The 11,966-nt window shown below is 47.5% G+C and carries 9 protein-coding genes; 1 reads left to right on the top strand and 8 read right to left on the bottom strand.

The annotated features are described in order from the left end of the window. The first annotated feature begins 157 nt into the window (after positions 1 to 157). Positions 158 to 1,291 (top strand): magnesium/cobalt transporter CorA, encoded by a 1,134-nt coding sequence (gene corA, locus ACMA1I_RS15510; protein WP_337069312.1) that lies wholly within the window; start codon positions 158 to 160, stop codon positions 1,289 to 1,291. A 703-nt stretch (positions 1,292 to 1,994) separates the two neighbouring features. Here the strand turns inward: corA and ACMA1I_RS15505 are convergent. From ACMA1I_RS15505 to ACMA1I_RS15470, 8 genes are all read right to left on the bottom strand, one after another. Beyond that, on the bottom strand, positions 1,995 to 3,332 hold the full coding sequence (locus tag ACMA1I_RS15505) for an ABC transporter permease (RefSeq protein ID WP_337069311.1): 1,338 nt from the start codon (positions 3,330 to 3,332) through the stop codon (positions 1,995 to 1,997). Then, positions 3,325 to 4,236, bottom strand: coding sequence for an ATP-binding cassette domain-containing protein (locus tag ACMA1I_RS15500; protein WP_337069310.1), 912 nt, complete (start codon positions 4,234 to 4,236; stop codon positions 3,325 to 3,327). The genes ACMA1I_RS15505 and ACMA1I_RS15500 overlap by 8 nt, the downstream gene beginning before the upstream one ends. A 621-nt stretch (positions 4,237 to 4,857) precedes the next feature. Then, positions 4,858 to 6,009 (bottom strand): molecular chaperone DnaJ, encoded by a 1,152-nt coding sequence (gene dnaJ / locus ACMA1I_RS15495; protein ID WP_337069309.1) that lies wholly within the window; start codon positions 6,007 to 6,009, stop codon positions 4,858 to 4,860. Positions 6,010 to 6,012: 3 nt separating this feature from the next. Further along, entirely contained in the window at positions 6,013 to 6,591 is a 579-nt protein-coding gene (locus tag ACMA1I_RS15490) for a nucleotide exchange factor GrpE (RefSeq protein ID WP_337069308.1), read from the bottom strand. Positions 6,592 to 6,914: 323 nt separating this feature from the next. Then, on the bottom strand, positions 6,915 to 7,907 hold the full coding sequence (gene obgE / locus ACMA1I_RS15485; protein WP_337069307.1) for a GTPase ObgE: 993 nt from the start codon (positions 7,905 to 7,907) through the stop codon (positions 6,915 to 6,917). Positions 7,908 to 7,953: 46 nt separating this feature from the next. Next, positions 7,954 to 8,532 carry an adenylate kinase gene (locus tag ACMA1I_RS15480; protein WP_337069306.1) on the bottom strand — a complete coding sequence of 193 codons (579 nt, stop codon included), beginning with the start codon at positions 8,530 to 8,532 and terminating at the stop codon, positions 7,954 to 7,956. Positions 8,533 to 8,654: 122 nt separating this feature from the next. After that, positions 8,655 to 9,197, bottom strand: coding sequence for a hypoxanthine phosphoribosyltransferase (gene hpt, locus ACMA1I_RS15475; RefSeq protein ID WP_337069305.1), 543 nt, complete (start codon positions 9,195 to 9,197; stop codon positions 8,655 to 8,657). A 269-nt stretch (positions 9,198 to 9,466) separates the two neighbouring features. After that, complete coding sequence (locus ACMA1I_RS15470; RefSeq protein WP_337069304.1) at positions 9,467 to 11,716, bottom strand: sodium-translocating pyrophosphatase; 2,250 nt, start codon at positions 11,714 to 11,716, stop codon at positions 9,467 to 9,469. Between the last annotated feature and the right edge of the window lie 250 nt (positions 11,717 to 11,966).

The following is an 11,966-nucleotide window of genomic DNA, read 5'->3' as shown; positions in this document are numbered from 1 at the left end:
TTTAGCTTTCCGGCAATCAACAATCAGCAAGTAAATTATTCTAATAAAAGTGGCCTTCCGGAGGTAATTTAGGCTTTTGGATGCTGAGGGCCGTACAGCTTGCTTATGTTATGGCTCCGGTGCCTGTTTTATTTTAAACATCGACTATTTACCAATTATGGCAAAAAGAAAGCTACGCCTCTCCGGAAGCACCAGCATACTCGACCGCAAGGTTGGTAGCAAACCTGGCCATTTATACGTTCCTGCCGAGGCCTTTCCGCCTCGCTTTTTCCTGATGTCGTTTAACGAGGAGCTGTTTGAGGAGCAGGAGTTCGCAACGTATGATTTATTATTGAAACGGTACCGCGAGCTTCCGCAAGCCCGGCACTGGATCGACATCAGAGGCTACGGCGACCTTAGTGTGCAAGAGCAATTGGTAAAAGATTTCCAGATACACGCCCTGCAGATGGAGGACGTAATAAACGACTACCAGCGCCCCAAGGTAGACGAGTATCAGAAAGGACTTTTTATGATTACCCGCATGTTGCGCTGGTCGAGCGAGCAGCATACACTGGAAGATGTGCAGCTATCTATCTTTTCGGATGTAAACTTTGTGCTTACCCTCCAAAGCGACTACGCCGACTGCCTGGACCCGGTGCGGGAACGGATTAGGGCTGGCCGGGGAATTATTCGGCAGCGTCCACCTATTTACATGATGTACGCCATTCTGGATGTGGTGCTGGATTATTATTTTCCGGTGATAGCTGAAATAGGCAAGTATGTAGAAGAGCTGGAGCAGGACATCCTGATGACCTCTTCCAAGATAACGCTGCAGCATATCCTCAACCTGAAAAACGAACTGATAAAGCTCCGTCGTATTGCCTGGCCCGAACGCGACAAACTGGTGGAGCTGCTCCGGATGGAAGAAGATGTGATTCCTGAAAACCTGAAAGTCTACTTCCGCGATGCCTACGACCACACCATACAACTCCTCGACCTGATCGATAGTCACAAAGAAATGACCACCAGCCTCGTGGACCTGTACATGTCTACGGTAAGTACCCGCATGAACGAGATCATGAAAGTGCTCACGATTATCTCCAGTATCTTTATTCCGCTGAGTTTTATTGCCGGTGTCTACGGCATGAACTTCGCCCGCGAGGACCCTGAAACAGGCAAAGTCTACAACTACAGCATGCCAGAGCTATACCAACCTTACGCCTACCCCATCCTGATCTGCCTGATGATACTGCTTATCTTGCTACAGCTCTACTTCTTCTACCGCAAAGGCTGGTTCACAAAATCTTTCTAAGGAATTTGCAGTTGCATTTGACTCTAATTAGAAGTAGCAAAAAGCTCTGAAAGGCTGTTCTTATTTGAAAAATTCGAATCCGCAGCACCGGTAGCAGCTAAAGCAAAAGCCCATCTTCTGACGGATGGGCTTTTGTCATTCATCCTGCAATGTTGGCACGGGCTACAAGCCCGCGCCAGCCAGGGACCTTTACTAATGAAAGCTAAGTATTGCGGCAGAAGGCAACGAAGCGAGCATACATGCCCAGTGCACCCACTGACGATTTTTTGTCTGAGCGTTCAGCGAGTTCAAAATCGTCTTGATTTTTTTGGTTCTTTTTGTATCAAGACAAAAAGAACAGGAAAGCAGGCAATGCAACAAGTCACGTCACTGTCACAGCAAGAAAAGCCGCTATGGGAACTTAGACTTAAAAGCAGGTAGTAATAGCTGATGCATTTCGCCCACAAGATCCTTTCAGGATGACAGGGAGGTAAATAGCCAGAACCAGACACTCAGCAAAAGCCATAGTCTTACCGAACCCAAAATACCCCCGAAAGGGCAAATTCATTAGAAAAATTTAACGGCTCTGATTTAATGTCGGGAATTAAGTTTAAATATTCTTTATCAAGATTATTTAAAAAGAAAACCGGCTTACTAAGGGCCGGTTTTCTTTTTAAATAAATTATTCTTCAGAAGTAGCAAGAACTCTTGTTCACATTTAAAATTACACTCTATAAAACAGCCACTTCGACAACTCCCGGTAACTTACTTTTTTGCCATACATCAGAATTCCAACTCGGTAGATACGGGCGGCAATCCAGGTGGTAAAGATAAAGCCCAGGATCAGAGCTCCCATCGAAACCAATAGCTCCCATGTCGGCACCCCAAACGGCACACGCACCATCATAATAATAGGCGAGGTAAGTGGAATAACAGACAACCAGAAAGCAACCGGTCCATCAGGGTTCTGCAGCACCACCGAGTACGATAGTATAAAGGAGATCACCAGCGGAATGGTAATGGGAAACATAAACTGCTGGGTATCGGTCTCATTATCTACAGCGGCTCCCACAGCTCCAAAGAGAGAGCCGTACAGCAGGTAGCCTCCCAGAAAGTAGAACAGGAAAGTACCCAGAATAAGCGGTATGTTGAGGTTGCTGAGGGCGCTAAGAGTAGTGCCCATTACCTCTTTGGTATTGCTTTCCTCGGCTGCCTGCTCCTCTTCAGTCAGATCAGCACCTGCTACCCTTCCCGACATCATTTGCTCAGCAGGCGAAGGCGCAGGATTTATGCCAAAGGCGGCCCGCACTCCCGTTACCACCACCATCGATAAAATAACCCAAAGCAGAAACTGCGTAAGCCCCACAGCGGCAATGCCCACTATTTTGCCCATCATCAGCTGAAATGGCTTTACCGACGAAATGATAACTTCCACAATCCGGTTCGTCTTTTCTTCTATAACGCCGCGCATAATTTGCACGCCATACATAAAAATAAAGAAGTAGATAATGACAGCTGCTACAATGCCAGCCCCGGACGTTACCCAGGCGTTGTTATCGCGCTCACCTTCGTCGCTGAGGTTAACGGTAGTAATCGAAATATCGGCTTTCATTTTGTTGAGTTGCTCCCGGTCTATGCCTGAGGCAATAAACCGCTGGTTCTCAATCTCCTTCTCCAGCATATTCTCCAGCCGTGCCTTGGTCTGTATGTTGGTGTTCTTCTTAGAATAGACTTTAAAGCCCTGCGGATCATTGATATCCATCTTCGGGATGTACAGCAGTGCTGTGTTGCCTGTTTCGCGGTACAGCTCCTTTGCACTCTCCAGGTCGCCTTGTATCGGAATAAACTGCAGGTCTTTCTTTGTCTCCAGCTTGTCTGTAAACAGGCCGCTTTCGTCCAGCACCATCACCACATCCGAACTGCTCGACACAGTGGCCAGTAAGGCAGGCACTATCATAAAGGCAGCCAGTAAAAGCGGCGTCAGAAAGGTCATAATAATGAAGCTCTTTTTCCGGACACGCGTCAGGTACTCCCGCTGAATAATCAACCAGATTTTATGCATGGTGTGTTTCTTTTACTTTTCTGATAAAGATATCGTTTATGCTTGGTACCAGCTCTATAAAGGAATGTACCTCTACCCGCTCCACCAGGTACCGGAGCAGGTCGTTGGGTTGCGTGCCGTTCAGGAGTTTGATAGAAGCCCGGAACACGCCATGGTTCTCGTGCTGCTCCAGTACCTGAAAGTCCGGCGTCAGGATTAGTAACTTGCCGTTGCCTATAACCTGGTAAGTATCAGTTTTGTAGGCCTCTTTTATTTCTTTTACAGACCCGTCCAGCACTTTATGCGAACGGTTTATGAGCGCAATGTTATCGCAGAGCTCCTCCACCGACTCCATGCGGTGCGTCGAGAAAATAATGGAAGCTCCTCTTTCGCGGAGCCGCAGTATTTCGTCCTTAATTAGATTCGCATTGATAGGGTCGAACCCGGAGAAAGGCTCATCGAGAATGATTAGCGAGGGCTCGTGCAGCACCGTTGCGATAAACTGTACCTTTTGCTGCATGCCCTTTGAGAGATCTTCTATGTTCTTGCCTACCCAGTCGCGTATTTCGAGGCGGTCTATCCAGCCTTTAATACGCTCTGTTGCGTCTGCTTTGGTTAAGCCTTTTAGTTGTGCCAGGTACAGCAGTTGCTCCCCTACCTTCATCTTTTTATACAAGCCCCGCTCCTCTGGCAAATAACCCATTTCGCGGATATGGTCAGGTTTGAGTCGGTTACCTTTAAACAAAATTTCGCCGGTATCGGCTCCTGTAATCTGGGTTATTATCCGGATCAGGGATGTTTTACCGGCTCCGTTAGGCCCCAGCAAACCGAAAATACAACCAGTCGGTATTACAAAACTGACGTTGTCGAGGGCGGTATGATTGGCGTAGCGCTTGGAAACGCCATCAATTTTCAGGATGCTCAAAGTATTACGTGTTAGTTTAGGTAAAAATACTTTTATTCTGCTGATGCGGCAATACCTGCGGCAATTAAGATAGCAGATACTATAAGTATGCCGAATGCTATTCTTATTGATCTTACGCTAATATTACTTTGGCTCCAACACTTCTGGTACCCGCTTTATCCGATGCCCCTACACCACTTTGTTCCATAGCTGGGGCTCTGAGTACTCAAGGCTGGAGAAGGGGCCCTCGATTAATGTGTGCCCTTCCTCTTAGGCTGACAGCTATGGTATCAAGACAAAAAGAACAAAGACAAAAGCTATGAAGCAAACAGCTACAGACAGTACTTTAGCAGCAGCTATGCGAACTTAGACTCAGAGTTGCCACTGCTGATGGATCTTGCCCACAAGATCCCTAAAGGATGACAAATGGAGCGAGGAATGACAGAGAACAAATTTTTTTGCTACTACCGCACAAATAAATTATTCCAATGAAAAACCCCTCCGAAAGGAGTTTTCACCAGTTAGAAGTCAGGGTCTTATCATGGCTTTAAGAAAATCACAGGCTGTTTTTAATCAGAAAAGCCTGCCCTTTAGATAAAAGGCAGGCTCCTGGTGCTACTTTGGCAGTTGTTATTTAAAATTTTACTGAAAGTAATCTTTCACTTTCTCGAAAAATCCTTTGTCGTTTTTGCCAGGATGCGGCGTAAAGTTATTTGAGTCGCGGAGGCGTTCCAGAGCGGCACGCTCCTCGCTGCTCAACGACTTTGGTGTCCAGACATTGATATGAATCAGCTGATCGCCTTTGCCGTACCCGTTTATGTCTTTAATGCCTTTGCCGCGTAGCCTGAAAATTTCGCCGCTTTGCGTGCCTGGCTTGATATTCACTTTAACTTTGCCTGTTATAGTCGGCACTTCGATGTCGGCTCCGAGGGCTGCATCTACAAAGCTGATGTATTGATCGAAAATAACATTGTTGCCATCACGCTTCAGGGTTGGATGCGCCTCTTCTTCGATCTGAATCAGGAGGTCACCTGGCACGCCGCCTCGTTCTGGCACGTTGCCTTTGCCACTCATTGAAAGTTGCATGCCATCCATTACGCCAGCCGGCACATTTATGGCAATTACTTCTTCCTGAAGTTCGCGGCCACTCCCATGGCACACTTCGCAGTTCTTGGTTACTATTCTGCCTTCGCCGTTACAGGTTGGGCAGGTAGCCGTAGAAACCATTTGGCCCAGCATGGTATTAACCACCTTACGCACCTGGCCAGAGCCCTGGCACGAGTTACAGGTTTGCATGTCGGTGCCGTTTTTAGCACCGTTGCCACCGCAGGTACCACAGGCTACATGGCGTTTTACCTTGATCTTTTTCTCAACACCGTTGGCAATTTCCTCGAGGTTCAGTTTAAGCTTAATGCGCAGGTTAGAGCCTTTACGGGTGCGTCGGCCACCGCCACCTTGTCTGCCACCGCCAAAAAAGCTTTCGAACGGGCTGCCGCCTCCGCCAAAAATGTCGCCGAACTGGGAGAAAATATCGTCCATGTTCATGCCGCCACCTCCACCGAAGCCGCCATTCATGCCCTGGTGCCCGAACTGGTCGTAACGCTGACGCTTCTGTTCGTTGCTCAACACCTCATAAGCCTCTGCCGCTTCTTTAAACTTGTCTTCGGCAGTAGGATCGTCCGGGTTTTTGTCGGGGTGAAACTTGATAGCGATTTTGCGGTAAGCTTTCTTTATCTCTTCCTGAGTAGCCCCCTTACTTACTCCCAAAATCTCGTAATAATCTCTCTTAGCCATTGCTTAAGCTCCTATAATTACTTTTGCGAAACGGATCACTTTCTCATTTAAAGTGTATCCCTTTTCAATAACATCTATAATCTTACCTTTTAGGTCATCTGAAGGAGCCGGAATTTGTGTAACAGCTTCATGGAAGTCGCTGTCGAAACTATCGCCCACGTTTATCTCTATTACTTTAAGACCTTTTTGCTGCACCACATGCTGCAGCTTATGGAAAACAAGCTCCAGGCCTTCTAAAATAGAGTTTACATCCTGAACTCCTTCTATAGATTGCTTGGCGCGCTCCATATCGTCCAGTACAGGCAACAGGTTGCTCATCAGATCCTGTGTAGCTGTTTTAGAAAGGTCTATGCGCTCTTTGGCAGTTCTGCGTCTGAAGTTCTCAAACTCTGCCATCAGGCGGATGTATTTATCTTTCATTTCTGCCAGCTCTATGGCAGCAGAATCAGTATTCTCTGTTTCGGTAGATAGATCAGACTGCTCGTCTGCCTCCGCCTGCTCCTGTCCGTTTTCTTCCAGATTGGCAGTAACGTCGTTCAATTCTTCGTTATGTTGCTCTTTTCTGTTTTTTTTATCTGACATAATGCCTTATAAATTTAGGTTGATAAGTCACCCTTTCCTTTTCAATTAACTTGCCAAACCTGCCTCTGTGACAGACTGACACAACCGAACCTCTCTGGTGCCTAATACTTTTTCTGATTTTGTAACAGCGGCTACAAGCTGTAGCTTCATGCAGTCGTAAATTTTACCGCTCTCAGCACTACATAAGCTTGCGCTCTTAAACTATTTGAGCTTCTGCGCCGGCTCTTTACACACAAGCTTGGCAGTTTTGCCCTGGTTATAAAAAAATCGGTAGATAGCTGTAAAAGCCTCTACCGATTAAAGCGTATTTGCTGATAATTGTATTAGCTATTGAGTGCCTGCCAGATCAAGTCTTTGAGCGTTCCGATATTTTTCTGCGTAATGCTGGAAATAAAAACGGTTGGGAGGCCTTCTGGCAAGGTGGCTCTTATTTCAGCCTCCAGTTCCTCGTCGATCATGTCTGTTTTGGTAATAGCCAGAATTCGCTTTTTGTCCAGCAGTTCCGGGTTGTACTTCTCCAGTTCCTTTAACAGCACGTTGTATTCGTCGGCAATATCGGCACTATCACAAGAAACCATAAAAAGCAGCATGGAGTTCCGCTCTATGTGGCGCAAAAAGCGTAGCCCCAATCCTTTGCCCTCAGAAGCCCCTTCGATAATGCCCGGAATATCGGCCATTACAAACGATTTGTAGTCGCGGTACGCCACTACTCCCAGGTTAGGTGCCAGTGTGGTAAAGGCGTAGTTGGCAATTTTAGGTTTGGCCGCCGATACAACTGAGAGCAGCGTAGATTTACCCGCATTTGGGAAACCAACCAGACCTACATCGGCCAGCAGTTTTAGCTCCAGTACTACCCACTCCTCTATGCCCGGTTCGCCAGGTTGTGCATAACGGGGGGTTTGGTTGGTAGGCGACTTAAAGTGTGCGTTGCCTAATCCACCGCGGCCACCTGGTGTCAGTATGATTTCCTGGCCATGCTGCGTAATCTCGCACTTTACCTCTCCTGTTTCAGCATCTCTGGCAATAGTACCTAAAGGAACCTCCAGCACCTCATCGTGGCCTTGCGCTCCTGAGGAGTGGTCGGGGCCGCCGTTAAGTCCGTTTTCGGCAATCACGTGCTTCCGGTACTGCAGGTGCAGCAGGGTCCAGAGCTGTGAGTTGCCGCGCAGAATAACGTGCCCGCCTCTGCCGCCGTCGCCGCCATCGGGACCTCCCTTGGCAGTCTTTTTGTCGCGGTGCAAATGTGCGGAGCCGCCACCGCCACGGCCGGAGCGCGAGCAGATCTTAACGTAATCGATGAAGTTTGATGATGCCAATACTGGTATTTAAAACTATGAAACTATTTAATTAGGTGCGCTGTGACTATTGTGTCAGGCTATCGATGTGCTTGCAAAGCTGTGCAAATATTTCGTTTATTTCGCCGATACCATCCACAGCAAAAAATTTGCTCTGGCCAGCGTAGTAATCTGCCACAGGAGCTGTTTTGGTGTTGTACTCCTGCACGCGCTTGCGAATCAGCTCTTCGTTCTGATCGTCTGGGCGGCCTGAGGTTTGGCCACGAAGTAACAAACGGTTTGTCAGCTCTTCGTCGTCTACCTTCAGGGCAAGCATGGCCGAAATTTCTGTTCCATGTTCCTGCAGCAGTTTGTCGAGGCTCTGGGCCTGCGGCACTGTGCGTGGGAAACCATCAAAAATAAAACCTGCAGCATTCCCGTGCTCCCTTACTTTGTTTGCAATCATACCGATTACCACTTCATCAGGAACCAGTAACCCGTTATCCATCAAAGACTTGGCTTTGAGCCCAAGCTCAGAACCAGCCGCTATCTCTGATCGTAACAAATCTCCGGTAGAGAGGTGGATAAGGTTGTACTTTTCAATTAATTTCTGACTTTGTGTTCCCTTTCCAGCTCCTGGAGGGCCAAACAAAACAATGTTGAGCATATCTTTTCGTGAATGTAAAAGGCAAAAGTAAGTATAAAATTAAAAATTTGTTCGTTTTTTAGAGAGAACATGCGCAAAAACTATAATTTGCTCTTGCTGCTCTTCCATTAGTGAAGCCTGTACTAGGAAACGATCTTATAAATATCGCGCAGGTTACGTCCTATTCCATTATAATCAAGCCCGTAGCCTACCACAAAATCATTCGGAATATTTTTGGCTATGTATTTTAGCTCCAGAGGATGCTGCAGGCACTCAGGCTTTACAAGCAAGGCAGCCACCTCTAAAGAAGCTGGCTCTTTCTCCAGGAGCTGTTGCTCCAGGCCTTTTAAGGTATGTCCGGTGTCTACTATGTCTTCGAGTATGATCACATGCCGGCTTTTAATGTCGTCTACCAAGCCCAGCACCTCTTTTACCTTACCGGTACTTTGCATATTCTGGTAAGACGAAAGCCGCACAAAAGCTATTTCGCAAGGCACAGTTACCCGTTTCAGGAGGTCAGCCGCAAACATGAAAGAACCATTTAAGACAGCCAGGAACAAAGGATTCTTTCCTTCATAGTCCTGATTAATCTGATCGGCCAGTATTTGAATGCGTGCAATAATTTCTTCCTCAGAAAGGTAGGTGCTAAACTGGCTATCGTGCAAGGTAACTATGCGAGGTTCCATGGGCTTAAATTGATGATCTAAGCAAAGGTAAGTATAAATAAAAATAAGCCCAACTTTGAGCTTAGCCGGAGTTGATATTTTGCGATGCACTTGCATACGGAAAGAACCTTTGTTCGTTTTTAAACCTCTTCTACCACCTGCGGCAAAAAGAAATTGCCTATGAGTAAGGATAACAAAGAAACAGCCGCTGTAATTGATGTATCGTCTATCAACTCCTGCCTAAGCCTTCTGCCGGGCTTAAGTGTACTTCATTCTCTGGTTTATGTGTGCTAGTTTGCTGCACCGTAAACAGCCACCGTTTGAGCAGCCTCAGGTTGCTTCGTGTTGGTAATGGGGGCCTGCTGCTGGTTTTCCATGTTTATCTCGATAGGACGTTCCGGTATAGGAGGTGCCTGTTCGAGGGCAATGTGCGGCGCAATTACCAGCGACACAATAGACATGAGCTTGATGAGAATGTTCATCGAAGGCCCGGAAGTATCTTTAAAAGGGTCTCCTACAGTATCGCCGGTAACAGAGGCTTTGTGCGGGTCTGAACCTTTGTACTCCATTTTGCCATTTATTTCCACTCCTTTTTCGAAGGATTTTTTAGCGTTATCCCAGGCACCACCGGCATTAGATTGGAACATGGCCATGAGCACGCCCGATACGGTTACGCCGGCCAGCAAGCCACCCAGAATCTCAGGAGAAGAGGTATCTTCAAAAACACCTCTGAAACCGAAACCTACAATTATGGGCACAATAAGCGCAATGGCTCCCGGCAGCATCATTTCGCGAATGGCGGCTTTGGTAGAGATGGCCACACACTTATCGTATTCAGGCATACCGGTTCCTTCCATAATTCCCGGAATCTCGCGGAACTGCCTGCGTACCTCGTGCACCATAGCCATGGCCGCCCTGCCTACAGCCGCTATGGCCAGCGCTGAGAAGATAAAGGGAATCATGGCACCTATAAACAACCCTGCCAGCACGGGTGCTTTGTAAAGGTCGATGCTGGAAATACCGGCAATACCTACAAAGGCCGCAAAAAGCGCCAAAGAGGTAAGCGCAGCAGAGGCAATAGCAAAGCCTTTACCTGTAGCGGCAGTAGTGTTGCCCACTGCATCCAGAATGTCGGTACGCCCGCGAACTTCTTTTGGCAGTTCGCTCATTTCGGCGATACCACCGGCGTTGTCAGCTATTGGCCCAAAGGCATCTATCGCAAGCTGCATGGCGGTGGTGGCCATCATGCCGGCTGCTGCAATAGCTACTCCATAAAGTCCGGCGGCGGCATACGAGAGTACAATACCGGCAGCCAGTACAATAATAGGCAGCACGGTAGAGTGCATGCCCACAGCCAGACCGGCAATGATATTTGTTGCATGCCCCGTAGACGATTGCTGTACAATAGAATTAACAGGGCCTTTGCCCATGGCTGTGTAGTATTCGGTAATAATACTCATTAGCGCCCCTACCACCAGGCCTACCAGCACCGCCAGAAACACACCGTTAGCAGTAAACTCGAAGTTACGAAGCGAAAGATTCTCTGGCAGGAGCCAGTGTATGGCTACGTAAGCGCCAACAGCTGTTAATATAACAGATATCCAGTTGCCAAGGTTAAGAGCTGCCTGCACGTTGCCGCCTTCTTTTACCCGTACAAATAGCATCCCGATGAGCGAGAAAACAATTCCCAGACCTGCTATGAGCATAGGCAGAATAACAGGTGAAAGGCCTCCGAAATTGTCGGTTACTTCTACCTCCCGGCCCAGCACCATAGTTGCCAGAATAGTGGCCACATAGGAGCCAAAAAGGTCAGCCCCCATACCTGCCACATCGCCTACGTTATCGCCTACGTTGTCGGCAATGGTAGCGGGGTTTCGAGGGTCATCTTCCGGAATGCCCGCTTCTACTTTGCCTACCAGATCAGCGCCCACATCGGCTGCCTTGGTATAGATACCGCCACCTACACGAGCAAATAGGGCAATACTTTCTGCACCTAATGAAAAACCGGTGAGTACCTCCAGAGCCCGTTCCATCTCCAGTCCGTTCACACTGGCACCTGTACTCTGCACAAACATGTAGTAAAACACAATAAACAACGACCCCAGCCCCAGCACCGCCAGACCAGCCACGCCCATTCCCATAACAGTTCCGCCTGCAAACGAAACCTCCAGCGCTTTAGATAAACTGTTACGGGCTGCCTCTGCTGTGCGTACGTTTGCCTTAGTGGCAATGCGCATGCCTATAAAACCTGCCAAAGCCGACAAAAAAGCCCCTATAAGAAATGAAACGACAATGAGCCAATGCGATCGCTCACTGGTATACCCTAAATAAAAAAGAAATAACGATGCTATAACAGCAAAATAGAACAGCACTTTGTACTCTGCCTTTAAAAATGCCATAGCACCATCCGCAATGTACCTGGCGATGGTGCTCATGCGTTCGTTACCAGAAGGCTGTTTTGTGACCCAGGCAGACATGAACCAAGTGTACAGAAGGGCAGCTAATCCGAAACCGGGAATTGCGTAAAGGATATTTTCCATATAGAAAGAGTGTGGTTTTGAGTGGTAAAATGTACTCTTTAAAGAAAAGATTTTGCAGTGAAATATCCTAACTAATGTTAGCATTAATATTCACATGCATCTTTTCCTCAAACTATTCTGTACAAGCACATTAACACCCCACTTATACGAACTCCCGCCAAGTTCATATATACTTTCTGTAATTTATAACTAAAGATAGAAGGCAGGTTAGCCTACAACGGCCTCAATTGTACAAATAAAACCACTACCT

The organism is Pontibacter sp. 13R65, from assembly GCF_047525655.1.
GTDB lineage: Bacteria > Bacteroidota > Bacteroidia > Cytophagales > Hymenobacteraceae > Pontibacter.
The sequence above is the reverse complement of the archived record's forward strand: the minus strand, read 5'-3'. Positions and strand labels throughout refer to the sequence as shown.

Bases quoted from the DNA above. Each gene is read 5' to 3' on its own strand.
- corA (WP_337069312.1), top strand. From the start codon at position 158: ATGGCAAAAAGAAAGCTACGCCTCTCCGGAAGCACCAGCATACTCGAC.
- ACMA1I_RS15505 (WP_337069311.1), bottom strand. From the start codon at position 3,332: ATGCATAAAATCTGGTTGATTATTCAGCGGGAGTACCTGACGCGTGTC.
- dnaJ (WP_337069309.1), bottom strand. From the start codon at position 6,009: ATGGCTAAGAGAGATTATTACGAGATTTTGGGAGTAAGTAAGGGGGCT.
- ACMA1I_RS15490 (WP_337069308.1), bottom strand. From the start codon at position 6,591: ATGTCAGATAAAAAAAACAGAAAAGAGCAACATAACGAAGAATTGAAC.
- ACMA1I_RS15480 (WP_337069306.1), bottom strand. From the start codon at position 8,532: ATGCTCAACATTGTTTTGTTTGGCCCTCCAGGAGCTGGAAAGGGAACA.
- hpt (WP_337069305.1), bottom strand. From the start codon at position 9,197: ATGGAACCTCGCATAGTTACCTTGCACGATAGCCAGTTTAGCACCTAC.
- ACMA1I_RS15470 (WP_337069304.1), bottom strand. From the start codon at position 11,716: ATGGAAAATATCCTTTACGCAATTCCCGGTTTCGGATTAGCTGCCCTT.